The organism is Denitratimonas tolerans, from assembly GCF_037203605.1.
GTDB classification, from domain to species: Bacteria; Pseudomonadota; Gammaproteobacteria; order Xanthomonadales; family Xanthomonadaceae; genus Denitratimonas; species Denitratimonas tolerans.
The window spans coordinates 1-23,961 of sequence record NZ_JBBDHC010000021.1 but is presented as its reverse complement, the minus strand read 5'-3'; the positions used below and the strand labels follow the sequence as shown (position 1 = coordinate 23,961).

The following is a 23,961-nucleotide window of genomic DNA, read 5'->3' as shown; positions in this document are numbered from 1 at the left end:
CCATTCCCGGCTCTCAATACACCGGATACCTCCGGCACTGCGCGGTCACCGCTTCGCGCACGCGGGTGATGACGGCCTCGTCGTTCGGGGCATCGAGGATGTCGGCGATCCAGTTGGCAAGATCCACGCAGTCCTGTTCGACATAGCCTCGCGTGGTGACGGCAGGGGTGCCGAGGCGCAGGCCGGAGGTGACAAAGGGCGAGCGCGGGTCGTTGGGGACCGAATTCTTGTTGACGGTGATGTGGGCGCGGCCGAGGGCGGCCTCGGCGTCCTTGCCGGACACCTCCTTGCCGATCATGTCCACCAGCATCAGGTGGTTCTGCGTGCCGCCGGAAACGATCTTGTAGCCGCGTGCGATCAGCGCGTTCGCCATCGCCTGCGCGTTCTTCACCACCTGCTGCTGGTAGGTCTTGAACGAAGGGTCCAGCGCCTCCTTGAAAGCCACTGCCTTGGCCGCGATCACGTGCATCAGCGGGCCGCCCTGGATGCCGGGAAAGACGATCGACTGGAGCTTCTTCTCGATCTCCTCGGCGGCATCGCCCATGGCGGCGCGGCTGGCGAGGATGATGCCGCCGCGCGGGCCACGCAGGGTCTTGTGGGTGGTGGAGGTGACCGCATGCGCGTGCGGCAGCGGGCTGGGATAGACGCCCGCGGCGATCAGGCCGGCGACGTGCGCCATGTCGACGAACAGCCAGGCACCGACCTTGTCGGCGATGGCGCGAAAGCGCGCCCAGTCGATCACCTGCGAATAGGCCGAGAAACCGGCGACGACCATCTTCGGCCTGTGCTCCAGCGCCAGGCGCTCGACTTCGTCATAGTCGATCAGGCCCTGGTCGTCGACGCCGTACTGCACCGCGTGGAACAGCTTGCCCGAGGCGTTGACCTTGGCTCCGTGGGTGAGGTGGCCGCCGTGCGCCAGGCTCATGCCGAGGATGGTGTCGCCCGGCTGCAGCAGGGCGAAATACACGGCCTGGTTGGCCTGCGAGCCCGAATGCGGCTGCACGTTGGCGTAGTCCGCGCCGAACAGCTCCTTGACGCGCTCGATGGCGAGCCGCTCGGCCACGTCCACGTACTCGCAGCCGCCGTAGTAGCGCTTGCCGGGATAGCCTTCGGCGTACTTGTTGGTGAGCTTGGAGCCCTGCGCCTCCATCACCCGCGGGCTGGCGTAGTTCTCGCTGGCGATCAGCTCGACGTGATCTTCCTGGCGCTGCGATTCGGCGGCGATGGCGCGGGCCAGTTCCGGGTCGAACGCGGCGATGGTGCTGGTTTGGTCGTACATGCGGAGAACCTCGATGGGCCGATCCGGCATGATAACGCGGGCGGGGGCATTGTTCCCCGGTCCCGGCGTGCTTCCGGTCCCGGCAGCCGCCCGCCGTCATGCCGATCGCCCCACCCGGCTCCAGTCCAGCCTGCGCGTGGCCAGCATCACCCCGGCGAGGAGGGCAAAGAGCACCAGCGAACCCATCAGCAGCGCGTAGTCCTCCGACTGCAGCAGGCCGTAGAGCAGGCCATACAGGCCTGCCACCAGCGCGCCGAACAGCCAGCCGCGGCGCGCGCCGCCCAGCACCGGCACCATGTAGGCCCCGATCAGGGCCGAACACACCGCCGCCGCGAGCAGGTAGGCCCAGCCAAAGTCGATGTGCTCGGAAAGTGCGAGCAGCAGCAGGAAGAAGATCGCCAGCGCCGCGCCGGTGAGGCCGTACTGCAGCGGGTGCACCGCCACCGCGCGCAGCGCCTCGGTGAAGAACACCGCGCCGAACACCAGCACGAGCAGCAGCAGGGCGTACTTCATGGCGCGATCGGTCTTGACGTAGCGATCCACCGGGTCCATCAGGCGCACCCCGAAGGCGGCACCGTCCAGACCTTCGCAGAAGGACTGTTCCGTCCCGCAGCGCGAAAGCGCCTGCAGCGAGGTGTTGGAAAGCCGCGACAGGCTCCATCCCGCAGTGAATCCGGTTTCGCTCACCTGCGAATCATCGGGCAGGCGCTGGCCCTGGAAGCTGGGGTGCGGCCAATCGGCCGCCACCGACACCTGCACCTCGCCGGCCAGCGGCGTCCACTGCAGCGACTGGGTTCCGATGATCTGCGCGTCCAGCGCGAGATCCAGCGACGCCCCGGCGGTCAAGCCCGCAGCGTCCAGCGGCACGTGTACGCCTTCCCTGACGAAAGCCAGCAGCGCACCGGGCTCGACGCGCTGTTCGGCACCGTTCACCCGCACCCGGATGCGCTGGATGCCGCGCGCATCGCCCAGACCCAGCACCAGCGACGCGGAAACCCAGCGGTGCCCGATGCGCTCGCCTTCGATCGGCGGGGCTTGGGGCAGGACGAACCGCGCCGTGAGGTCCACCTGATCGGTATACACCAGCGCACCGAACAGCCCGCGGCGGCGCTCGCGCGCGCTCAGGCGGCTGTCGATGGCGAGCGTTTCGGGTGCGACCAGCCGGTGCGTCTTGCGCTTCACCTCCTCGCGGCGCACCTCCTCGCCCTGCCCGCCTTGGTGCAGGCGGCGCGTGCGCAGCACGATGTCCTCCGATTCGATCAGCAGCAGCGGGCCGATCAGGTGCTGGGCGCGGCTGCTCGCGCGCGCGATGTCCTCGGCCACCTCGCGCCCGCGCGCCTGTCGTTCGTACACCAGCCCCTTGAGCATGAAGACCGGGACCAGCAGTCCGATCAGGATGACGCCGATCAGGGCGAGTTTCAGGAATGCGCGCATGGGATGACAGCTCGGGCGAGGAAGGAGGCGGCGCCATCTCATCCCAAGCCGCGGGCGATTCGCGGGCAGGAAACCGCCGAGCGCGGGCAAACCGCGGGCGGCGGCGGGATCAGGCGTCCGGATACGCCCAGGCGAACACGCGCGCCAGCTCGGCGGCGTACCAGTCGCGAATCCCGGCCGCATCCAGATCGCGCGGGCACGCGCCCAGCGCCGCCGCACAGTCGAAAAACCCGGGGCGTGGTACGCCACTGCCGGCCTGGCTTGTGACCAGCGCGGCGCGCAGCGGCCGCCCGGCCTGCGCATCCTGCGCGGCGAGCCGCTCCAGCGCCGCAGTCAGCGGGGCCATCGCCGGGCTGGGCAGGGCGAGGCGCTCGATCAGCTGGCGATAGGTGAGCGTCCCGCGCCGCGCGTGCGCCGCCGCCAGCTCGGCCAGCAGCGCGTTCCAGAAGGTGAATCCGCCCGTGTCCTCGTCCATCGCCTTCCCCGTCCGGAATCCCGTACCCGGCATCCGGAGCCCGCCTCGCCCCGGCCACGCGGCGAAACCAGACCTGACCCGGACCCGACACCCGCGCCCCGCGACAGGCTGCCGCCGCGCGCGAGCCGCTATACTTGGCGGCTTCCGATTCTCGATCAACGGTGCCCGCACAGGCGGGTGCCGCAGCCTCCTGCAGGAATTCCCATGTCGCAATACATCTACACCATGAACCGCGTGTCCAAGGTGGTCCCGCCCAAGCGGCAGATCATCAAGGACATTTCGCTCAGCTTCTTCCCCGGTGCCAAGATCGGCCTGCTGGGCCTCAACGGCGCGGGCAAGTCCACCGTGCTGCGCATCATGGCCGGCGTGGACACCGATTTCGAGGGCGAGGCGCGCCCGCAGCCGGGCATCAAGGTCGGCTACCTGCCGCAGGAGCCCCAGCTCGATCCCGAGCAGACCGTGCGCGAGGCGGTGGAAGAAGGCGTGGGCGAAGTGCTCCAGGCCCAGGCCGCGCTGGAAGCCGTGTACGCCGCCTACGCCGAGGAAGGCGCGGATTTCGACGCGCTCGCCAAGGAGCAGGAGCGCCTCGAAGCCATCCTCGCCTCGGGCGATGCGAACACGCTGGAACAGCAACTCGAAGTGGCCGCCGACGCCCTGCGCCTGCCGCCCTGGGACGCCAGGATCGGCAAGCTCTCCGGCGGCGAGAAAAGGCGCGTGGCGCTGTGCCGCCTGCTGCTGCAGAAGCCCGACATGCTGCTGCTGGACGAACCCACCAACCACCTCGACGCCGAATCGGTGGAATGGCTGGAGCAGTTCCTGCACCGCTATCCGGGCACCGTCGTGGCCGTTACCCACGACCGCTACTTTCTCGACAACGCCGCCGAATGGATCCTCGAACTCGACCGCGGTCGCGGCATTCCGTGGAAGGGCAACTACACCGACTGGCTGATGCAGAAGGACGAGCGCCTCAAGCAGGAAGAAAGCCAGGAAAAGGCGCGCCAGAAGGCCATCCAGAAGGAACTGGAGTGGGCGCGGCAGAACGCCAAGGGCGGCCGCTCCAAGGGCAAGGCGCGACTGGCGCGGATCGAGGAGCTGCAGTCGGTCGACTACCAGCGCCGCAACGAAACCAACGAGATCTTCATCCCACCCGGCGAGCGCCTGGGCAACAAGGTGATCGAGTTCAAGAACGTCTCCAAGAGCTTCGGCGACCGCCTGCTGATCGACGACCTGTCGTTCTCGGTGCCGCCCGGTGCCATCGTCGGCATCATCGGCCCCAACGGCGCGGGCAAATCGACCCTGTTCAAGATGATCATCGGCAAGGAAAAACCGGATTCGGGCAGCATCGAAACCGGCCCCACCGTGCAGCTGGCCTACGTCGACCAGAGCCGCGACGCGCTGGAAGGAAACCACAACGTGTTCCAGGAAGTCTCCGGCGGCTCGGACATCCTCAACATCAACGGCATCGAGATCCAGTCGCGCGCCTACATCGGCCGCTTCAACTTCAAGGGCCAGGACCAGCAGAAGATCGTCAGCTCGCTTTCCGGCGGTGAACGCGGTCGCCTGCATCTGGCCAAGACCCTGCTGCAGGGCGGCAACGTGCTGCTGCTCGACGAGCCCTCCAACGACCTCGACGTGGAGACCCTGCGCGCGCTGGAAGACGCCCTGCTGGAGTTCCCCGGCAACGTCTTCGTGATCAGCCACGACCGCTGGTTCCTGGACCGCATCGCCACCCACATCCTCGCCTTCGAGGGCAACTCGCACGTGGAGTTCTTCCAGGGCAACTACCGCGAGTACGAGGAAGACAAGAAGCGCCGCCTCGGCGACGACGCCGGCCCCAAGCGGCTGAGGTTCAAGGCCTTGAAGTAAGGACGGGATTCGGGATTGGGGATTCGGGATTCGTGAAAAATGCGCGGCTCGCGCAGGTCGGGGCTACGTCCCCGACGCATCCTTGCGGTAGCGTGTGGCCAAGCCGTCGGCACCAAACAGGAGCAAGCACTATGGATCACCCGCTGGTTTCCATCCTGATCCGCAGCATGGATCGCCCCACCCTGCAACGCGCCATCGCCTCCGCCGCGGCGCAGACCTGGCCGAACCTGGAAATCGTCGTGGTCGCGGCCTGCGGCAGCCGCCACAGCCCCCCCCCGCCGCAAATCGACCGCTGCGCCTGATCTACCCTGAGCCCGACCGGCTGCTCAGCCGTCCCGAAGCGGCCAACCTCGCGCTCGATTCCGCGCGCGGGGAATGGCTCAACTTCCTCGACGATGACGACGAATTCCTGCCCGGGCACGTCGCTGCCCTGATGTCGGCCACCGGTGCCAGCGCCCAGCGCCTGCGCTATTCGCGCACCGAGATCCGCGACCCCGACGGGGTGAAAACCGGCTACACCGGCAGCCGCGGCTTCCACGTCCAGCTCTACTACCAGGCGCGCTGCACCATCCACTCCGCCCTGTTCCACCGCAGCCTGGTCGAGGAAGGCGCGCGCTTCGATCCCGCGTTCCTGCTGATGGAAGACCGCGACTTCTTCGTGAACTGCGCCTCCCGCACCGCGTTCGGCTTCGTGGACGCCACCACCTGCATCTGGCACGCCCACATCGGCGAATCGGGCATGGGGCACGGGGTGAACGCCGATCCGGCGATCCGCGAACGCTACCTGCCGATGCTGCACGCGAAGTGGGAACACCTGTTCGACGAGTGGCGAAGCCAGCTTCAGGGGCTGCTGTTCTACGGCCAGCACCTGATCCGGGAAAACAAACCAGGCGAAGCGCTCCAGTACCTCGAACAGGCGGTTCGCGTCGCACCCCGGGACATCAACGCGCTCAACCTGTGCGGCATGGCGAACCTGCATGCCGGAAACCCCGCGCGCGCCGAACAGCTCATGCGGCAGGCCGTCGCCCTGCTGCCCGGCAACGCGCACTTGCGGGAGAACCTCGAACTCATCCGCGAGGTCGCGGCTGCGCCCGACGTCGGACGCAGCCGCGGCTAGAATGCCGCACGGTTCCGACACGCAGGACACGACGGCATGGGCTTCATCAACAAACTCCGCAGCCGCTGGCACGAAGCCGAAACCCTGCTCTGCGTCGGGCTGGACCCGGACCCGGCGAAGTTCCCGGCGCATCTGGCCGGCGATCCGGATCGGCTGTTCCGCTTCTGCCGCGAGATCGCGGACGCCACGGCGCAGTTCGCCTGCGCCTTCAAGCCGCAGATCGCCTATTTCTCCGCGCACGCCGGCGGCGAGGAGGCGCTGGCGCGGCTGATCGCCCATATCCACGCCGCGCACCCCGACGTACCGGTGATCCTCGACGCCAAGCGCGGCGACATCGGCAGCACCGCCGAACAGTATGTGGCTGAAGCCTTCGTGCGCTTCAACGCCGATGCGGTGACGCTCAACCCCTACATGGGCCGCGATTCGGCCGCGCCCTTCCTCGCGCACGCCAAGCGCGGCTGCATCTTCCTGTGCCACACCTCCAACCCGGGCGCACGCGATTTCCAGGAACTGGTGGTGGACGGTGAGCCGCTCTACCAGCACGTGGCCCGCACCATCGCGTCCGCGTGGAACGGCAGCGGCAACTGCGCGCTGGTGGTCGGCGCGACGTTCCCGGAAGAACTGCGCGTGATCCGCGAACTGGTGGGCGAGATGCCGCTGCTGGTGCCCGGCGTCGGCGCGCAGGGCGGCGACGTGGGCGCGGTGGTGAGGAATGGCCGGACTGCGGACGGCACCGGGCTGATGATCAACTCCTCGCGCGGCATCCTCTATGCCTCGCGCGGCGAGGACTTCGCCCAAGCCGCCGCGCGCGCCGCGCGCGCGCTGCGCGACGAGATCAACCGCTGCCGAAAGCGCTGAGGCGTGAAACGGCAGGGCGGCGCGCGATGGCGGAATCGCCTGCGGCGGTTCCGCCCTGCGGGAACTCCTGCCGTCATGCCCGCGCAGGCGGGCATCCAGCGACTTCAGGCCGTCGCGCCCACAAAGCGTCGCGCCGCACCCGCCGTGCGGGTGCGGCGGAAAGGGCTTCCCGTCAGCCCAGGCGCTGGCGCAGCAGGCCCAGGAGCCTGGCACCGGCCCCGCTGTTGATCTCGCGCCCGTCCGTGCTCGCGGCGGCGATGCGCGCGCCCTGGCCTTCGGGCGAGATGCGGATGAAGAAGGTCTCGCCTTCGTAGGCCACCGTGTAGACCCCCAGGAGCTGCGAGCGCTCGCTGATCGAGACGCCCTCGATGCGATCGAGCGCGATGCCGACGCGGCCGAACGCGCTGGCCGGCGTGTCGCTCAGGGTGAAGGCCTGCGCCGGCGCGGCCGCTGCCGCGGTCACCGCCGGGGCCGCGGGAATACGCAGGCCATCACCGGTGGCCGGCGCATCGAGATCCGGCGGAATGGACAGCGGACGCGATTCCGGCGGCAGCTCGTAGCCGGTCTTGCCGCGGAACATGCTGCATCCGGAGGTGGCCACCAGCGCGGCCGCGGCCAGGGCCAGGAGCAGGAAACGCGCATGCTTGGGAAGGCTGTTCATTGAAGGGGACACTCCGGGGTTCCGCGAGGATGGTGGGATGGGTTGCCGTCACGCGGCCGTCTTCGGCAGGAAGCGCGCTTCGAGGGCGTGCGCCTGCCGTGCGGCGGCCGCGGCGGCGTCACGATGCGGGGAGGATAGCGGCACGAGCGGCAGCCGCAAGCGATCCGCGCACAGCCCCAGCTGCGAAAGGATAGCCTTGACCGGGATCGGATTGGGCTCCAGCGCCAGCACCGGGAACAGCGCGGCGAGTTCCCCGTTCAGCTCACGCGCGCCGCGCGCATCGCCCGCGCGCGCGCGGGTCGAAAGCGCCGCCAGCGCCGCAGGAACGACGTTGGACGCCACCGAAACCACGCCGTCGGCGCCGCTCAACTGGGCCTCGCAGGCCGAGGCATCGTCGCCGCTGAGCACCGCAAAACCGGGCGAGCGCAGGGCCAGCAGCGCGGCGATGCGCGCCGCGTCGGGCACGGCCTCCTTGATGCCGACGATGCGCGGATCGGGCGCAAGCTGCGCCACCGTGTCCGGCAACAGATCCACGCCGGTGCGTGGCGGCACGTTGTAGAGAACGATCGGAGCGTCGAGCGCTTCAGCCACCGCTTCGAAGTGGCGGCGCAGGCCCTCCTGGGTGGGGCGCACATAGGGCGGCGTGGCCACCAGCAGGCCATCGGCACCGGCATCGCGGGCGCGGCGGCACTGTTCGATGGTGGCCTGCGTGGCCGGAAGCCCCGCGCCGGCGAGCACCGGGATCCGGCCCGCGACGGCATCGACCGCGCTGCGGATCAGCGCGCCGAACTCCGCCGCCGTGAGCATGGCCGCTTCGCCGGTCGACCCGGCCACGACCAGTCCGTGGATGCCGGCAGCGAGCTGGCCGTCAAGCAGCCGCCGCCAGGCGGCGGGATCGGTCGCGCCGGATTCGTCGAACGGCGTCACCAGCGCGGTAATGCAGCCGGAAAGTCGCAAGGGCATGGCCATTTCGGGAGGGTCGAGGATGTTACTTGCCGGCGCAAAGCACGGGCAAGTATGCTGGCCCTGCGGTTGCCCGCGCCTTCAGCGTCCACCGCCGGATGCACCCCCTCGCGCTTTTCGCGCCCCTGTCGGAATGTCGCCTTGACCGACCCTCAGCAACGCCCCAACACCAACGAGAACTACCTCCTCATCAACGCATTCGCGACGCACCCGGATTCGCCTCTCCTGGCGATTTCGCGGCGCATCGCCGACAGCGGCTGCAACCTGATCGACGCGCGCCTGTCCACGGTCGGGCGCGACGTGTCGGTACTGGCGCTGGCGATGGGGTCGTGGGATGCGGTGGCCAAACTCGAATCGGGCCTCGGTCGCCTGGAGCGCGAGGACGGGCTGCGCCTGGTGTGGTATCGCACCGGCCCCAAGCCGGAGCAGAGCAACCTGTTGCCGTATCTGGTCGAAGTGATCGCGGCCGACAAGCCGGGCATCCTGTTCCAGCTGGCCGACTTCTTCGACCGCCAGGGCATCACCATCGAGAGCCTGCACTCCTCGCGCTACCGCGCCATGCAGACCGGTGCCGACATGTTTTCCGCGCAGCTCACCGTGGGCATTCCCGCCTCGATGCACATTGCCGCGCTGCGCGATGATTTCCTGGAGTTCTGCGACCATCTCAACCTGGACGCGATCCTGGACCCGATGAAGTTCTGACCCCGATGATCCAGCCCGGCGACGCGGTTCCCGACCTTGCTTTCACCCTTTCCGACGGCAGCCAGGCGCGGTTTTCCGACTACGCCGGGCGCTGGCTGGTGCTGTACTTCTATCCGAAGGACAACACCTCCGGCTGCACCGTGGAAGCGGGCGATTTCCGCGACCTCGCGCCGCGCTTCGATGCCGAAGGCGCGCGCATCCTCGGGGTATCGCGCGATTCGGTGAAGTCGCACCAGGGCTTCATCGCCAGGCAGTGCCTTCCCTTCCCGCTGGTATCGGACGCCGACGAGACGCTGTGCCGCGCCTTCGACGTGATCCGGGAAAAGAACCTGTACGGCCGCAAGGTGATGGGCATCGTGCGCAGCACCTTCCTGATCGATCCCGACCTGCGCGTGGCCGAAGCCTGGCGCGCGGTCAAAGTGCCCGGCCACGCCGCGGCCGTCCTCGATGCGCTGCTCGCGCGGCGCTGAACTTCCCCACCACGGAACACCTATGACATCGAACCGGCGCATCTACGCACTCGACACCAACGTGCTGATGCACGACCCCACCGCACTGTTCAAGTTCGAGGAGCACGACGTGTTCCTGCCGATGACGGTGCTGGAGGAACTGGACGCCAGCAAGAAGGGCATGTCCGAGGCCAGCCGCAACGCGCGCCAGGTCAGCCGCTTCATCAACGAGCTGATCGAGGCGGACGGTGCCGACGGTATCGCCACCGGCCTGCGCCTGCGTCGCCCCGAGGGCCTGCAGCTGCGCGCCGCCGACCACACCGGCGTGCTGCTGTTCCAGACCCAGGTGCCCGATGCCACGCGCAACTTCGGCAAGGTCGCACCGGACAACCAGATCCTCTCGGCCATCCTGGCGCTGCGCGCCGAGCACATGGACCGCGACGTGGTGCTGGTGTCCAAGGACATCAACCTGCGCATCAAGGCCCACATCGCGGGCCTGCCGGCGGAGGACTACGAGAACGACCGCGCGCTCGACGATTTCAACCTGCTCTACACCGGTGCCGCGGCGCTGCCGCAGGATTTCTGGGACCGGCACGAGCGCGAGCTGCGCTCCTGGACCGAGCGCGGCCACAACTTCTACGAGGTCGAACGCCTGCCCGAGGAAGACTGGCATCCCAACCAGTTCCTCTATCTCCCCGGCGAGGAGGAGCTGGAGTTCCGCGTGGCGCAGGCCGATGGCTCGCGCGCCGTGCTGCAGGTGATCGACGACTACGCCAGCCAGGGCCATCAGGTCTGGGGCATCAGCGCACGCAACCGCGAGCAGAACTTCGCCCTCAACGCGCTGATGAACCCGGACATCGACTTCGTCACCCTGCTCGGCACCGCCGGCACCGGCAAGACCCTGCTGGCGCTGGCCGCGGGCCTGGCGCAGACGATGGATCAGCAGCGCTATCGCGAGATCATCATGACCCGCGCCACCGTTTCGGTGGGCGAGGACATCGGCTTTTTGCCGGGCACCGAGGAAGAAAAGATGACGCCGTGGATGGGCGCGCTCACCGACAACCTCGAAGTGCTCACCCACACCCCGCAGGAAGGCGGTGCCTGGGGCCGCGCGGCCACCAACGATCTGCTCTCCAGCCGCATCAAGATCCGCGCCATGAACTTCATGCGCGGACGCACCTTCCTGAGCCGCTTCGTGATCATCGACGAGGCTCAGAATCTCTCGCCCAAGCAGATGAAGACCCTGCTCACCCGCGCCGGGCCGGGCACCAAGATGGTGTGCCTGGGCAACGTCGAACAGATCGATACGCCCTACCTCACCGAAACCACTTCGGGGCTCACCTACGCGGTGGATCGCTTCAAGCACTGGCCGCACAGCGCGCACATCACCCTGCGCCGCGGCGAACGCTCGCGCCTGGCCGATTTCGCCTCCGAGGCGCTGTAGGCTGCGGAAAGGCGGCGCGAAATCCTTCGCGCCGCCCGCGCCTCACCCACCCGCCAGCGCGCGCAGGGTGATGCCGGTGATGTAGGCCAGATAGGTGCCGGTGGCATAGCCGACGGTGCCCAGCAGCACGCCGACCGGGGCGAGCGAGGGGTGGAAGGCCGCCGCCACCACGGGGGCCGACGCCGCCGCGCCGATGTTGCCCTGCGAGCCGATGGCGAAATAGAACAGCGGCGCGCGGGTGAGCTTGGCGGCAATCCAGAGGCAGGTGATGTGGGTGAGCATCCACACCACGGCCAGACCGAACAGCCAGGGGCGATCGAGCAGCGAGAGCAGGTCCATCTGCATGCCGATGCAGGCGATCAGGAAATACAGCAGCAGCGTGCCCACGCGCGAAGCGCCGGCACCTTCCAGCCGGCGCGCGCGGGTGAAGCTCAGGATCAATCCGAACGTGGTGGACAGCACCACCACCCAGACATAGGACGAGGTCAGGCTGAACTGCGAGGCCCAGGACACGTTGGCGGCGAACCAGTTCGCGATCGGCACCGCGAGCGCATGCGCCAGGCCCACGAAACCAAAGCCAACGCCCACGATCAGCATCAGATCTGTGAGGGTCGGGATGCGCGCGTGCTGGGCCTGATAGGCCTCCACGTGCGCGGTGAGCTCGTCCAGCGCGCGGGTATCGGCACCGCTGCGCGCATCGATTTCCCTGGCCCGCCCGGCGAGGAACAGCAGCACCGCCATCCACAGGCTGGCCACCGCCACATCCACCACGGCGAACTGCCCGAAGGTGGTCGCGTCGACCTGGAATACCTCGCGGATCGCCACCATGTTGGCACCGCCGCCGATCCAGCTGCCGCTGAGCGCGGCCATGCCGGCCCAGGTGTCGCCGGCCACGGTTTCCGGATGGATCCAGGAAAACAGCAGGAAGCTCACCACCGCACCGGCCATGATCCCGAAGGTGCCGGCGCAAAACACGATCAGGAGCTTCGGTCCGAGCTTGAAAATGGCGGGCAAATCGATCGAAAGCGTCAGCAGCACCAGCGCGCCGGGCAGCAGCACATCGCGCGCGATCGGGTTGTAGACCTTGGTGACGGTGCCGTCGAGCACGCCCGCGGTGTTGTAGATCGCAGGGATGAAGTAGCACAGCAGCAGCGCCGGCACGATTTTGAAAAAACGCTGCAGGAAAGGCGTCGGCCCGCTCGCAGCCCAGAAGATCAGGCCCAAGGTGGCCGCGATCAGGCCGAAGACGACGATGTCGTTGGTGATGAGCGGCGTGGTGATGTCTTGCATGGGCATCCTGCTGCGGGCGGAGTCGCCCGAAGCAGCCGGGCCGGAGCGCGACTATACTGACCGGCCCGCTTCTTCGTCATGCGCCCATGCATCCGAACTTCCTCGATTTCGAACAGCCCATCGCCGAACTGGAGGCGCGCATCCAGGAACTGCGCCACGCCGGCCAGGGCAGCGCGTTCGATATCGAAGAGGAAGTGGGCAAGCTGCAGGACAAGCTGCGCGCCCGCACCGCCGAGATCTTCCGTGACCTGACGCCCTGGCAGGTTTCCCAGCTCGCGCGCCATCCGCAGCGCCCGTACACGCTCGACTACGTGAAGCTCATGTGCGAGGAGTTCCACGAGCTGGCGGGCGATCGCGCCTACGCCGACGATGCCGCCATCGTCGGCGGCCCCGCGCGCATCGACGGGCGCGCGGTGATGCTCATCGGCCAGCAGAAGGGCCGCGATACCAAGAGCAAGATCAAGCGCAACTTCGGCATGCCGCGACCCGAGGGCTACCGCAAGGCGCTGCGCCTGATGCAGATGGCCGAGCGTTTCCGCCTGCCCATCCTCACCTTCATCGACACGCCCGGCGCGTATCCGGGCGTCGGCGCGGAAGAGCGCGGCCAAAGCGAGGCGATCGCGCGCAACCTGCTGGAGATGGCGCGCCTGCGGGTGCCCATCGTCTGCACCGTGATCGGCGAAGGCGGATCGGGCGGCGCGCTCGCCATCGGCGTCGGAGACCGCACCCTGATGCTCGAATACGGCACCTACTCGGTCATCTCGCCCGAAGGCTGCGCCTCGATCCTGTGGAAAACCGCCGAGCGCGCCAAGGATGCCGCCGAGGCGCTGGGCATCACCGCCCCGCGCCTGCTCGAACTGGGCCTGATCGATCAGATCGTGAGGGAGCCACTGGGTGGTGCGCACCGCGATCCGCAGGACATGGCCGCGCGCCTGAAGCAGGCCCTCCTGGGCCAGCTCGACCGGCTCGAACGCATCGATCCAGCCACCCTCATCGACCAGCGCTACGAGCGCCTGCGCGGCTACGGGCGCTTCCAGGCGGCCTGACACCCGACGCAACCGGGATCCGCGTTCCGGAAGCGAATCGGCCACCCTGGCCGCGCCATGCCCGGCCCAGGCGATCCGCAGCGGCCGCCCGCAATCGCGCGCAGCGGCAAATCCTCCTATGATGCGTGAAGTACCCGACGGACACGCCTCCCGGTGCCAGCCTGGCTTTCCAACCTCCTCCTGCCCCTGCGCTCGCTCCTTGGCAGCCGCCCGGCCGCCGCCAGCATGGGCGAGGTGGACGAGGAGCTTCGCGATGCCTTCCTCGCCGAACTGGGCGAGATGATCACCGCCGCAAATGGAGCGCTGGCCGATCTGCGCGCCAATCCGTCCGACGCGACGCTCGCCAGAACGCTGGGGCGCTGCTTCCACACGCTCAAGGGTTCGGCACCGCTGGTGGGCGCGCCGGCACTGGCCGATCTGGGCCGCGCCGGCGAGAACATGATGCAGCGTGCGGCGGAGAGGCGTATCGTCAGTGCGCACCAGATGCAGGCCATCGAGAGCGCCATCGTGCTGTTGCCGGTCTGGAAGGACGCCCTGCGCAACGGCCGCGCCACGCCCCCGGGCACGAGCCAGGCGATTGCACAGCTTGAGCGGGGAACGGCGTAACGCCGGCACGCGGGGAACCAGGCCGGGCGCGACAGCCACGACCCGGCACGCCCTGTCGCCGCACGACACTGCGCCTGGACCGGTTGCAGGAACACCCGCGTGATTGACCCGGACGAGGAGTCAAGGAAATGAAAGCATGGGCAGCATGGATTCTTGCCGGCGCGCTGGTCGCCTGTCCGGCCTCGGCCGGAAACGGCATCTGGACCTCCGACGGCCCCTGGGGCGGCAGCATCTACGCGCTGCACGTCAATCCAGCCACGCCCAGCATCCTGTACGCCAGCACCCGCGGCGGCATCTTCCGCAGCGACGATGCCGGCGTGACCTGGGTCCGCAAGCAGGCAGGGTTCGGCGGCCGTGGGAACGTATACGCGGCCTTCGCCATGGATGCGCAGGCACCCGCGACGCTTTGGGCAGTGGATTCGTTCGGGCGGGTCAACCGGAGCACCGACGCGGGCGAGAACTGGGCGCAGACCGGTTACACCGTCCCGACCGGCTACGCCGTCGCCGTGGTCGACGCACCGGGCAGCACGGGTCGGCTCTACGTGCTGCCCGCCGGTGCGCCCGGCATCCTCGTCAGCAGCGACAACGGCACCAGTTTTTCCGCCCTTGCCAGCGGCCTTCCGACCACGGCCTCGATCAACCGCCTCGCGATCGATCCTGCCGATCCGCTGCGCATGATCGCAGGCACGGATCAGGGAGAGGCCGATCCGCTGCATCCAGCAACCCTGTTCCTGTCCACGGACGGCGGAGCCACCTGGTCCGGCACCCTGACCCAGGGAATAGCGCCCGATTTCTTCCACGGGTGGGTGCAGTCGATCCGCTTTGGTGCCGGCAACACGGTGTACGCCACGATCGCCAACACCATGTACCGAAGCGATGACAAGGGTCTGACCTGGAACGGACCGATGGCCGTTGGGGAAGCGAGCTGGGTTGAACCAGATCCTGTCATCCCCAACACCGTGATGGCGGGCGGCCGAGCCGGCGTGAAGCTCTCCCTCGATGGCGGCGCAACGACAGCGCCGCGCAATGTCGGCCTCCTGGTTGCGGCAGGCGTCCCGGCCACGGTCACGACCATCCTGATGCACCCGGACTATCCCACCACACCGCACCTGTGGATCGGCACGGAAGACGCCGGCATCTACTTCAGCGCGGACAACGCCGCTACCTGGAACGCGCGCAACGACGGCCTCGCCGGTACCAATATCCGGGCCCTGGCGATGTTCCACAGCGCCAGCACCCATCGCCTGTTCGCCGGCTACGGCGATTCATCCCGCCCATCGCCCGCGCTGTTTCGCGGCAATACCACGGCACCGGGTGCGGCTTTCTCGTGGGCACCGTCCAATACCGGCCTTGCGGCCTACCAGATCCGCGCGCTGGCCATCGATCCGACCACGACGGGCAGCGGCATCGGCAGCACGCGGATTTTCGCGGCCGGTCGAGCAGGCCAGGTCTCCTTGCCTGCGGATGCGCGCAACGGCGGTCTCTACCGCAGTTCGGACGGCGGCAATACCTGGAGCACCATCGATGCCGGGCTGCCGCTGCATCCGGGCTTTGCAACTCCCTTCGTGGGCACCGTGCGTGCCCTGGCGCTTGATCCGCGCTCCTGCGCGTCGCCGCCACCCGCCGGCCCCTGCGTCACGGGACCGCTGCAGACCCTCTATGCCACGGCGAACGGTGTCGTGGACGGATCAACGGGCACCGTCAGCTTCCGCATCCTGAAGAGCACCAACGGCGGGAACTTCTGGACAAGCAGTGACAGCGGCCTGCCCCAGCCGGTACCCACGGGTGCCGGATTCAATGAGAACGTGATTCCGGTGCCGATCGTGGTCAATCCGATCAATCCGCAGGAGCTCTTCGTGGGCACTTTTTCCGGTGGGACGGACGGCGCGCCGCCCACCATCGCCAGCGGCGTGTTCCGCAGTACCGACGGCGGGGCCACCTGGAGCCACCGCAGCAACGGTTTGCCGCGCGTTGCCGGCTCGACCGACACGGCGTTCGATGTCCTGAGCCTGGCCATCAACCCGACCAATCCGGCTGAAATCTGGTGTTCGGTGATCGACCTGGTCGGGGGAACGGGCGAGGGCGGGATCTATCGAACCGTCGACGGCGGGGCCAACTGGGCCAACAGCAGCACCGGGCTGCTGTCCGTCGATATCCGCGCCATCCACGTCGATCCCGCCACGCCGGGCGTGCTCTACGCGTCCGGCGGCGGCACCGATGCCAACCCCGGAAACATCTACAAAAGCACCGACAGCGGTGCCAGCTGGCAGTCCATCAGCGTCGGTCTGCCGGCGGATGCGGCACTCGCGCTGTTGGCGGACCCAGTGGAACCCACGGTGCTCTACGCCGGAACGACGAGCGGCGTCTGGAGCCTGACCCAGGTCGCCGATGCCGATGGCGACGGTGTGCCCGATTCGGTCGAGATGTCGGCCCCCAATGCAGGCGACGGCAACGGCAACGGAATTCCCGATCACCTCGAATCCCACGTCGGATCGCTCACCAGCGCCACGGACGGAAGCGCTGCGCGCCCACTGGCACCGGGCCGGTACTTCACCGTGGCCATCACGTCGCTGGCCGGAAGCTGCACCCAGGCAGTCGACGTGCAATCGGTTTACGCCGCCTATCACGGTGCCGACCGTGCCGCCGACGGCGACCGGTTCGCCTATCCTCACCAGCTCGCGCGCTTCGAGATCAGGGACTGCGACAGCGCCAGCGTGACGCTAAAGTTCCACGGTGCCCGGTTCGGCACCTCCGACAGCCTGCGCTTTTACGGGCCATCCTCTCCGGGTGACCCGGAGACGATCGGCTGGCACGACTTCAGCTCGCGCGCCGTTCGCATCGCGCAGGACACCTGGCGGTTGACGCTGGACAACGGCGAGTTCGGCAGCTACCGCCCGGGCACCGCCCATTCGATCCTGTTCGAAGGCGGCCCGGCCTGGAAGGGCGGGCTGTTCCGCGACGACTTCGACTGAGCGCTGCGGCCGTTTGCGTGGGCCGCATCGCTACGTCGATGCGGCTCAGGGCACCGGAAGTCGCGCAGCCCGCACAGGTAGTGGCGCGGTGCCGCGACGCCTGCCGCAGGCGCAGGGCCAAGATCATCGCGGAACGCGGCTGCGGGGTGATTCTGCCAGCCGTCGGGAAGGCACAGGTCCATCACGCGCCCTCCGCCGATTCGGCCACGGCATCCGGCCGCAGCGCCAGCCCGATCAGGACCATCGCCACCGCCCAGCCAATCGGACGGCGGGTGCCCTCTTCACGGCTCTGCCCGCGCACGGCGGGCGCACGCGCATCCGACCCGCGCGCCGGCTGCGAATCGGCGGCCGGCGCGGCATCACGGCGTGGCGCATCGCCCGGCGGCTGTGCCAGCGCCGGCTGCGCCGCAAGCGCAAACAGCGCCGCCATCGCGCCCGCGGCGCGGCGCGCATCCCTGCGGAACAGGGTCGGCTTGCGCGTCATTCGATGGGTTGTGCTCATCTCGGCCTCCAACGCGGGGCATTGGTCCGCGCGTGGTGCCATGCAAACCCTCCGCGCTGGCCGCAGCGCGGCCGCGGGCGGGCACCGCGGCTACCGGATGTGGCGATTTGCGGGCGCGGCGTTGCCCGCTCCCGGAGCGCCGCCTATCCTCGTTGCACCTGCACTCCCGGGCCTGCCGCATGTCCCGCACCATTGCCATCGTCGAGGACGAACCCGCGATCCGCGCCAACTACGTGGATGCGCTCACGCGCTACGGCCACCGCGTCGTGGCCTTCGCCAACCGGCCCGACGCACAGCAGGCGTTCGCGCTGCAGCTTCCCGATCTGGTGATCATCGACGTGGGGCTCGGCGAGGAGCCGGAGGGCGGTTTCGACCTGTGCCGCGAATTGCGCGCGCGCTCGGCGACGCTGCCGATCCTGTTCCTGACTGCGCGCGACTCGGATTTCGACGTGATCTCCGGCCTGCGCCTGGGCGCGGACGACTACCTCACCAAGGACATTTCCCTGCCCCAGCTCACCGCGCGGGTGCAGGCACTGTTCCGCCGCACCGAGGCGCTGCGCGCACCGCAGGCGCGCGAGACGGTGATTGCCCTGCGCGGCCTGCGCCTGGAGGCCGAGCGTATGCGCGTGACCTGGAACGACGAGGTCGTCCCGCTCACCGTCACCGAGTTCTGGATGGTGCACGCCCTCGCCCACCGCCCCGGCCACGTGAAGTCGCGCGAACAGCTCATGCGCGAAGCGCAGATCGTGGTGGACGATGCCACCGTGACCTCACACATCAAACGCATGCGCAAGAAGTTCGTTGCGATCGATCCCGCATTCGACGAGATCGACACCGTGCACGGTGCCGGCTACCGCTGGCGCTCCTGAGGGCCACCGTTTTTTGCTGCACTGCGGATTGCATCCGCTGGCGTATGGTCGTCTACTTGCGCCGCTCCGGGTCAGGGGGGTCGCGCGCGCGACCGGGACCTGGAGCCGACGCGCCGGCAGCTGCCGGTACACATCACTCGGGGTTTGGGGAAAATCGATCATGCAGAAGTACCTGACGCACTTCACCGGGCGCACGCTCGGCCTGTCCATCGCACTCGCGCTGGGCGTGACGTTCACCGCCGGGGCACAGATCGTGCCCAAGCAGCTTTCGGGCCCGCCGTCGGATTTCCAGAGCATGCGCTCACCCGACCCGGTCGAATCGGCCATCCACTCGCACAGCGCGATGGTGCCGGTTTCCATGATCGAGAAGAAGGGTGGCACGGGCTGGAGCTCCACCATTCCGGTCGAGGACAACGCGCTTCGCTTTGCCCTTCTGACGCCCGGCGGCATGCCGTGGGACGTGTCGCTTTCCGGCCCGTCCGGGCAGAAGCTGCGCGCCGCCGATACCGCCAAGAGCGCGAGAGCCTCCAGCTTCGGCATGGGTGAGGCGCAGGTTCCGGCGCAGATGTACAGCTTCCCCAGCCTTGCTTCGGGCAACTGGAAGATCGAACTGGAGGGCAGCGCCAAGGCGGCCTCGCAGGGCTATCTCCTGATCGAAGGCAGCGCCTCCACCGGGCTGACCTCCTATCCGACCCACAGCCGCCAGCTGGTCGGCCAGACGATGGGCCTGACCGCGCAGCTCACCGCGCTCGATGCCTCCGAGAAAGCCATCACGGGCGCGGGCGCAGGGCGCATCGAGCGTGCCGAGATGGAAGTCACCGCGCCCAGCGGCAAGATCCAGCGCATGGCGATGTTCGACGACGGCCGGCACGATGACGGTGCCGCCGGCGACGGCATCTTCGGTGCCGCGTTCACCGCCTCCGAGGCCGGCAGCCACGTCGCCCAGGTCGTCATCGAGGGCGTGGACCGCAACGGCAACCGCGTGCTGCGCACCGCCGAGCACCTGCTTGCCTTCGTCAACCCGACGCTCTCGCTGGCCGGCAGCCGCGCCACCGCGACCGCCGCCAAGAGCGCCACCCCGCGACTGACCATCAACATCCCCGTCACCGCGCCGAAGAACGCTTCGCACTACCGCAGCTACGCGGAAGTCTGGGGGCGCGACGCGCGCGGCAACGAGGTGCCGGTGGCGTGGGTGGGCGGCATGGTGACGCCTGAAGCAGGCAAGTTCGGCCTGGGCTTCGACGAGCGCTGGATCGCCAAGTCCGGCGCACAGGCACCGTTCGAGCTGCGCAACCTGCGCATCGAAGACCCCGACACCTCGGTCACGATCGCCTCCAGCGCGCGCATGGGACTCAGCCTGCCCGCGCTGCGCGTGCGTGCCAAAGCGGCGGACATCGAGATCGACGAAATGATGACGATGGGCCCGCGTCCGGTCGAAGCCGCACAGGCCAAGGGCGTGGGCAAGCGCCTGCTGCTGGTGCACGGCTACTGCTCGGGCGGCGTGTGGCCGGCAGCCCAGTTCGGTACCTCGTCCACCTTCCTGGACAAGAACCAGAATCGCAGCCACGACTACTTCGCACGTCTGATCAAGTCCTTCGGCAGCACCTGGAACTCCTTCGGCGTGGTGGCGCACAGCCAGGGCGGCGCAGCCTCCCTGCACCTGTACACCTACTACTGGAGCGGTCTGGACAACGCCACCGGCAGCCGCCTGATCCAGTCGGTCGGCACGCCGTACAAGGGCACCAACCTCGCCGGCATCCTCGCCAAGCTCGGCAACTGGTTCGGCGTGGGCTGCGGCAAGAACACCGACCTGAGCTACAGCGGCGCCAGCGCCTGGCTGGCCGGCATCCCCAACTCCGCCCGCGCCAAGGTCAACTACTACACGACCTCGTTCAAGCTCACCAACTGGTACACCAACGACTACTGCAACGCGGCCACCGACCTGGTACTCAGCGACCCGGAAGACGGCACCACCGAGAAGGCCAACGGCCAGCTCCCCGGCGCGGTCAACCGCGGTCACGTCGAAGGCCAGTGCCACACCGCCGGCATGCGCGACCCGGCGCAGTACCTCAACGCCTCACGCAACGCCACGATGAACAGCAACGCGGCGCGCTGATCCCGCAACAATGGCGATTCCGGCGGCCCGCACTTCGGTGCGGGCCGTTTTTTGATGGGGCACGGGTACGAAGCCGGCGGCACGGCGCAGTCACAGCCCCTCGATCGGCTTCGCCGCATCCTGCCGTTGCCGCCGGGCGGAGTCTCCCGGGCGATCGGCTTTGCAAGCGGCCTGGCCGCGGCAATCACGCTGCACATGCAGGTGTCGCACCTGCCTCTGGTGCCCGCCTCGCACTGCTTTGCCTGGGCTACTATTGGCCGGGTTCCCGGCATGAAAGGACCGCAGCCTTCATCCGGTGGCTGTGCACTGGGCGCGCGGTGTTGCCCCCATTTCAATGCGGCCGCCTTCGCGGCACACAGGCGGCCATGTCGTGAACACCCCAACCCCGCGCAAGGACAACCGCGTGCCGCAGCTCGAAAACCTCCGCATTGCCATCGTCGGCCTGGGCTACGTCGGCCTGCCGCTGGCGGTCGAATTCGGCAAGCGCTATCCGACCATCGGCTACGACATCCGCGCCGGGCGCATCGCCGAACTGCGCGCGGGGCGCGACAGCACGCTGGAAGTGGAACCCGAACTGCTGGCGCAGGCCGATCGGCTGCGCTTCACCGACGCGCTGGACGAACTGCGCGACTGCAACGTCTACATCGTCACCGTCCCGACCCCGATCGACGCCGCCAAGCGCCCCGATCTGACCCCGCTCATCCGCGCATCGGAAGCCATCGGCACCCTGCTCAAACCCGGCGACACGGTGATCTACGAATCCACCGTGTTCCCCGGCTGCACCGAAGAAGTCTGCGTCCCGATCCTGGCGCGCGTTTCCGGCCTGCGCTACGAAGCCGCGCCCGATGGCCCCCACTCCCCCGCGAGCGATGGAATGGGTTGGGGCGAAGGGGGCTCTCCATCGCCACGCCCCAACACCTTCGCCATCGGCTACTCGCCCGAACGCATCAACCCCGGCGACAAGGCCCACCGCGTCACCAGCATCCTCAAGGTCACCTCCGGCTCGAGCCCGGCCACGGCCGAGTTCGTCGACGCCCTCTACGCCAGCATCATCACCGCCGGCACCCACAGGGCACCGAGCATCAAGGTGGCCGAAGCCGCAAAAGTCATCGAAAACACCCAGCGCGACCTCAACATCGCCCTGGTCAACGATCTGGCCATCCTCTTCGGCAAGCTCGGCATCGACACCCTCGACGTGCTCGAAGCCGCCGGCACCAAGTGGAACTTCCTGCCGTTCCGTCCCGGCCTCGTGGGCGGGCACTGCATCAGCGTGGATCCCTACTACCTCACCCACAAGGCGCAGGAAGTCGGCCACCACCCGCAGGTCATCCTCGCGGGACGACGCACCAACGACGGCATGGGCGGCTACGTGGCCGACCAGACCATCAAGCTCATGCTTCGCCGGGGCATCAACCCGGTGCAGGCGCGCATCCTGATCCTGGGCCTGGCCTTCAAGGAAAACTGCCCGGACCTGCGCAACACCCGCGTGGTGGACATCGTGGCGGCGCTGCGCGACTACAGCGCGCAGGTGGATGTGTTCGATCCCTGGGTGGATGCCGATGAAGCGCAGCGCGAATACGGCATCCGTCCGATTGCGACACCGGAGCAGGGTGCCTACGACGCCATCGTGCTGGCCGTGGCGCACGACGTATTCGCGCGCATGGGCGGCACCGGCGTGCGGAGCCTGCTCAGCGCTCGCGGCGGCATTGTTTATGACGTGAAGCACCTGCTGCCGCGCGAGATGGTCGACGGGAGGCTGTAGATGGATCCCTCGCCTCTCCACGCCCCGGCCTGCGACTCCGCGCGCCACCATCAGCACCTCTCCTGCGGCTGCCGTCATCCGGAGTGACGCCATGAAAATCCTCGTCACCGGCACCGCCGGCTTCATCGGATCGCACGTGGCGCAGCGTCTGCTGGCGCGTGGCGATGAGGTCGTGGGTATCGACAACCTCAACGACTACTACGACGTCGCCCTGAAAAAGGCGCGGCTGGCGCGGCTGCTGGACGATTCGCGCTATGCCCACGTCGCCGCCGACCTGGCCGATCGCGACGCGATGGAAGCGGCGTTCGCGCGGCACCGGCCGCAGCGGGTGGTCAACCTTGCGGCACAGGCAGGCGTTCGCTACGCGGCGGAGAACCCGCACGTCTATGTGTCCAGCAACGTCACCGGCTTCCTGCACGTACTCGAAGGCTGCCGCCATCACGGCGTGGAGCATCTGGTCTATGCCTCCACCAGCTCGGTGTACGGTGCCAACCGCGCGATGCCTTTCTCCGAACACCGCGCCGCCGAGCATCCGCTGACCCTGTACGCGGCGAGCAAGAAGGCCAACGAGATGATGGCGCACAGCTACGCCCACCTGTACGGCCTGCCCTGCACCGGGCTGCGGTTCTTCACCGTCTACGGGCCGTGGGGCCGGCCGGACATGGCCCTGTTCCTGTTCACCCGGGCGATCCTCGCGGGCGAACCGATCAAGGTCTTCAACCACGGCCGCCACAAGCGCAGCTTCACCTACATCGACGACATCGTCGAAGGCCTGATGCGTGCGCTCGACCACGTGCCGGCAAAGGACGCGGACTGGGATGCACTGCGGCCGGATCCGGCGAGCAGCGGCGTGGCACCGTATCGGCTGTACAACATCGGCAACGAGGAAATGGTGGAACTGCTGCGCTACATCGAGGTGCTGGAAACCTGCCTCGGACGCAAGGCGCAGATGCAGATGCTGCCGCTGCAGGCGGGCGATGTCCCCGACACCGAGGCCGACGTGTCCGATCTGATCGCGCAGGTGGGCTACCGCCCGCAGGTGACGGTGGAGGAAGGCGTGGCGCGCTTCGTGGACTGGTATCGGGAGTACTACCGGGTGTGAGGCAGCCCGGGCCGGCTCCTGCACGTTCGCGGCGCAGGAACGGGACACCCGCCTGACTCCAGCGTGCTGTGCCTGCCCGCAGGAAAAGTCAGGTGAAAAAAAGGCGCGGATAGCTATCCGCGCCGTCTTGGCCGTCCCTGGCCCGGGGTCGGCATGCGCCGACCGGTTTTTGATCATGCTCTCAGAGTGCGGGCGCGACCGGTGCCGGCGGCATGGTACCGGACGGCTTTTTGGCAACGGGCTTTCTGGCTGCGGCCTTCTTTGCAGCGGGCTTCTTGGTCGCCGCCTTCTTGACCGGAGCCTTCTTCGCTGCGGCCTTCTTGGCCGGAGCCTTCTTCACCGCCGCCTTCTTGGCCGGAGCCTTCTTCACTGCCGCCTTCTTGGCCGGAGCCTTCTTCACCGCCGCCTTCTTGGCCGGGGCCTTCTTCACCGCCGCCTTCTTGGCCGG

Annotated in this window: 22 protein-coding genes; 14 read left to right on the top strand and 8 right to left on the bottom strand. The window is 68.3% G+C overall.

The features are described from left to right. Positions 1–13: 13 nt before the first annotated feature. The 3 genes from glyA to WB794_RS12530 all read right to left on the bottom strand — a co-directional run bounded on the left by glyA (position 14) and on the right by WB794_RS12530 (position 3,188). The gene (gene glyA / locus WB794_RS12540; protein ID WP_337336200.1) at positions 14–1,279 is read right to left on the bottom strand and encodes a serine hydroxymethyltransferase; all 1,266 of its coding nucleotides are present in this window, start codon (positions 1,277–1,279) and stop codon (positions 14–16) included. A 96-nt stretch (positions 1,280–1,375) separates the two neighbouring features. After that, positions 1,376–2,713, bottom strand: coding sequence for a cell envelope integrity protein CreD (creD, locus tag WB794_RS12535; protein WP_337336199.1), 1,338 nt, complete (start codon positions 2,711–2,713; stop codon positions 1,376–1,378). Between the two features lie 109 nt (positions 2,714–2,822). Beyond that, complete coding sequence (locus WB794_RS12530; RefSeq protein WP_337336198.1) at positions 2,823–3,188, bottom strand: hypothetical protein; 366 nt, start codon at positions 3,186–3,188, stop codon at positions 2,823–2,825. Positions 3,189–3,392: 204 nt separating this feature from the next. Between WB794_RS12530 and ettA the strand changes: the two genes are divergently transcribed. From ettA to pyrF, 4 genes are all read left to right on the top strand, one after another. Further along, positions 3,393–5,054, top strand: coding sequence for an energy-dependent translational throttle protein EttA (gene ettA / locus WB794_RS12525; protein WP_337336197.1), 1,662 nt, complete (start codon positions 3,393–3,395; stop codon positions 5,052–5,054). A 131-nt stretch (positions 5,055–5,185) separates the two neighbouring features. After that, a complete protein-coding gene (locus WB794_RS12520; protein WP_337336196.1) occupies positions 5,186–5,356 on the top strand; it encodes a glycosyltransferase in 171 nt (56 codons plus the stop codon). Positions 5,357–5,487: 131 nt separating this feature from the next. Then, the gene (locus WB794_RS12515; RefSeq protein WP_337336195.1) at positions 5,488–6,171 is read left to right on the top strand and encodes a tetratricopeptide repeat protein; all 684 of its coding nucleotides are present in this window, start codon (positions 5,488–5,490) and stop codon (positions 6,169–6,171) included. Positions 6,172–6,207: 36 nt separating this feature from the next. Beyond that, positions 6,208–7,029: an orotidine-5'-phosphate decarboxylase gene (gene pyrF / locus WB794_RS12510; protein WP_337336194.1), complete on the top strand. Its 822-nt coding sequence runs from the start codon at positions 6,208–6,210 to the stop codon at positions 7,027–7,029. 172 nt (positions 7,030–7,201) lie between these two features. Here pyrF and WB794_RS12505 read toward each other — a convergent pair whose 3' ends face one another. Beyond that, positions 7,202–7,690, bottom strand: a complete 489-nt coding sequence (locus WB794_RS12505; protein ID WP_337336193.1) for a hypothetical protein — start codon at positions 7,688–7,690, stop codon at positions 7,202–7,204. A gap of 48 nt (positions 7,691–7,738) precedes the next feature. Beyond that, positions 7,739–8,647, bottom strand: a complete 909-nt coding sequence (gene dapA / locus WB794_RS12500) for a 4-hydroxy-tetrahydrodipicolinate synthase (protein ID WP_337336218.1) — start codon at positions 8,645–8,647, stop codon at positions 7,739–7,741. Between the two features lie 60 nt (positions 8,648–8,707). Between dapA and WB794_RS12495 the strand changes: the two genes are divergently transcribed. Genes WB794_RS12495 through WB794_RS12485 form a run of 3 tightly spaced genes read left to right on the top strand, consistent with a single transcriptional unit; the run spans position 8,708 to position 11,248 of the window. Beyond that, the gene (locus WB794_RS12495; RefSeq protein WP_415926696.1) at positions 8,708–9,355 is read left to right on the top strand and encodes a glycine cleavage system transcriptional repressor; all 648 of its coding nucleotides are present in this window, start codon (positions 8,708–8,710) and stop codon (positions 9,353–9,355) included. A gap of 5 nt (positions 9,356–9,360) precedes the next feature. Continuing rightward, positions 9,361–9,825, top strand: coding sequence for a peroxiredoxin (locus WB794_RS12490; RefSeq protein ID WP_337336191.1), 465 nt, complete (start codon positions 9,361–9,363; stop codon positions 9,823–9,825). Positions 9,826–9,847: 22 nt separating this feature from the next. Beyond that, on the top strand, positions 9,848–11,248 hold the full coding sequence (locus tag WB794_RS12485) for a PhoH family protein (protein ID WP_337336190.1): 1,401 nt from the start codon (positions 9,848–9,850) through the stop codon (positions 11,246–11,248). Positions 11,249–11,290: 42 nt separating this feature from the next. Here WB794_RS12485 and WB794_RS12480 read toward each other — a convergent pair whose 3' ends face one another. Continuing rightward, positions 11,291–12,538, bottom strand: a complete 1,248-nt coding sequence (locus tag WB794_RS12480) for a DUF819 family protein (protein WP_415926695.1) — start codon at positions 12,536–12,538, stop codon at positions 11,291–11,293. An 86-nt stretch (positions 12,539–12,624) separates the two neighbouring features. Here WB794_RS12480 and WB794_RS12475 point away from each other — a divergent pair, with 86 nt between their 5' ends. The 3 genes from WB794_RS12475 (at position 12,625) to WB794_RS12465 (ending at position 17,162) form a co-directional block, all read left to right on the top strand. Next, entirely contained in the window at positions 12,625–13,584 is a 960-nt protein-coding gene (locus tag WB794_RS12475; RefSeq protein ID WP_337336188.1) for an acetyl-CoA carboxylase carboxyltransferase subunit alpha, read from the top strand. 153 nt (positions 13,585–13,737) lie between these two features. After that, a complete protein-coding gene (locus WB794_RS12470) occupies positions 13,738–14,190 on the top strand; it encodes an Hpt domain-containing protein (RefSeq protein WP_337336187.1) in 453 nt (150 codons plus the stop codon). 128 nt (positions 14,191–14,318) lie between these two features. Next, positions 14,319–17,162, top strand: coding sequence for a WD40/YVTN/BNR-like repeat-containing protein (locus tag WB794_RS12465; protein WP_337336186.1), 2,844 nt, complete (start codon positions 14,319–14,321; stop codon positions 17,160–17,162). A 181-nt stretch (positions 17,163–17,343) separates the two neighbouring features. On the opposite strand, the gene WB794_RS12460 is transcribed toward WB794_RS12465, so the two are convergent. Beyond that, a complete protein-coding gene (locus tag WB794_RS12460) occupies positions 17,344–17,664 on the bottom strand; it encodes a hypothetical protein (protein WP_337336185.1) in 321 nt (106 codons plus the stop codon). A gap of 179 nt (positions 17,665–17,843) precedes the next feature. On the opposite strand from WB794_RS12460, the gene pdsR reads away from it, so the two are divergent. The 4 genes from pdsR (at position 17,844) to WB794_RS12440 (ending at position 23,513) form a co-directional block, all read left to right on the top strand. Beyond that, positions 17,844–18,533 (top strand): proteobacterial dedicated sortase system response regulator, encoded by a 690-nt coding sequence (gene pdsR, locus WB794_RS12455; RefSeq protein WP_337336184.1) that lies wholly within the window; start codon positions 17,844–17,846, stop codon positions 18,531–18,533. A 160-nt stretch (positions 18,534–18,693) separates the two neighbouring features. Beyond that, positions 18,694–20,649: a choice-of-anchor X domain-containing protein gene (locus WB794_RS12450; RefSeq protein ID WP_337336183.1), complete on the top strand. Its 1,956-nt coding sequence runs from the start codon at positions 18,694–18,696 to the stop codon at positions 20,647–20,649. Between the two features lie 370 nt (positions 20,650–21,019). Next, positions 21,020–22,411, top strand: coding sequence for a nucleotide sugar dehydrogenase (locus WB794_RS12445; protein ID WP_415926694.1), 1,392 nt, complete (start codon positions 21,020–21,022; stop codon positions 22,409–22,411). Between the two features lie 91 nt (positions 22,412–22,502). Next, positions 22,503–23,513, top strand: a complete 1,011-nt coding sequence (locus WB794_RS12440; RefSeq protein ID WP_337336182.1) for an NAD-dependent epimerase — start codon at positions 22,503–22,505, stop codon at positions 23,511–23,513. Between the two features lie 181 nt (positions 23,514–23,694). Here the strand turns inward: WB794_RS12440 and WB794_RS12435 are convergent. Further along, on the bottom strand, positions 23,695–23,961 hold a 267-nt coding region (locus tag WB794_RS12435; RefSeq protein ID WP_337336181.1), incomplete at its 5' end, for a histone H1-like repetitive region-containing protein.

Coding starts and splice junctions, on each gene's coding strand:
- WB794_RS12505 (WP_337336193.1), bottom strand. CDS start 7,690: ATGAACAGCCTTCCCAAGCATGCGCGTTTCCTGCTCCTGGCCCTGGCC.
- pdsR (WP_337336184.1), top strand. CDS start 17,844: ATGTCCCGCACCATTGCCATCGTCGAGGACGAACCCGCGATCCGCGCC.
- WB794_RS12530 (WP_337336198.1), bottom strand. CDS start 3,188: ATGGACGAGGACACGGGCGGATTCACCTTCTGGAACGCGCTGCTGGCC.
- pyrF (WP_337336194.1), top strand. CDS start 6,208: ATGGGCTTCATCAACAAACTCCGCAGCCGCTGGCACGAAGCCGAAACC.
- WB794_RS12485 (WP_337336190.1), top strand. CDS start 9,848: ATGACATCGAACCGGCGCATCTACGCACTCGACACCAACGTGCTGATG.
- glyA (WP_337336200.1), bottom strand. CDS start 1,279: ATGTACGACCAAACCAGCACCATCGCCGCGTTCGACCCGGAACTGGCC.
- WB794_RS12515 (WP_337336195.1), top strand. CDS start 5,488: ATGTCGGCCACCGGTGCCAGCGCCCAGCGCCTGCGCTATTCGCGCACC.
- WB794_RS12520 (WP_337336196.1), top strand. CDS start 5,186: ATGGATCACCCGCTGGTTTCCATCCTGATCCGCAGCATGGATCGCCCC.
- WB794_RS12495 (WP_415926696.1), top strand. CDS start 8,708: ATGCTGGCCCTGCGGTTGCCCGCGCCTTCAGCGTCCACCGCCGGATGC.
- WB794_RS12490 (WP_337336191.1), top strand. CDS start 9,361: ATGATCCAGCCCGGCGACGCGGTTCCCGACCTTGCTTTCACCCTTTCC.
- WB794_RS12480 (WP_415926695.1), bottom strand. CDS start 12,538: ATGCAAGACATCACCACGCCGCTCATCACCAACGACATCGTCGTCTTC.
- WB794_RS12460 (WP_337336185.1), bottom strand. CDS start 17,664: ATGAGCACAACCCATCGAATGACGCGCAAGCCGACCCTGTTCCGCAGG.
- WB794_RS12440 (WP_337336182.1), top strand. CDS start 22,503: ATGAAAATCCTCGTCACCGGCACCGCCGGCTTCATCGGATCGCACGTG.
- WB794_RS12450 (WP_337336183.1), top strand. CDS start 18,694: ATGCAGAAGTACCTGACGCACTTCACCGGGCGCACGCTCGGCCTGTCC.
- creD (WP_337336199.1), bottom strand. CDS start 2,713: ATGCGCGCATTCCTGAAACTCGCCCTGATCGGCGTCATCCTGATCGGA.
- ettA (WP_337336197.1), top strand. CDS start 3,393: ATGTCGCAATACATCTACACCATGAACCGCGTGTCCAAGGTGGTCCCG.
- WB794_RS12475 (WP_337336188.1), top strand. CDS start 12,625: ATGCATCCGAACTTCCTCGATTTCGAACAGCCCATCGCCGAACTGGAG.
- WB794_RS12465 (WP_337336186.1), top strand. CDS start 14,319: ATGAAAGCATGGGCAGCATGGATTCTTGCCGGCGCGCTGGTCGCCTGT.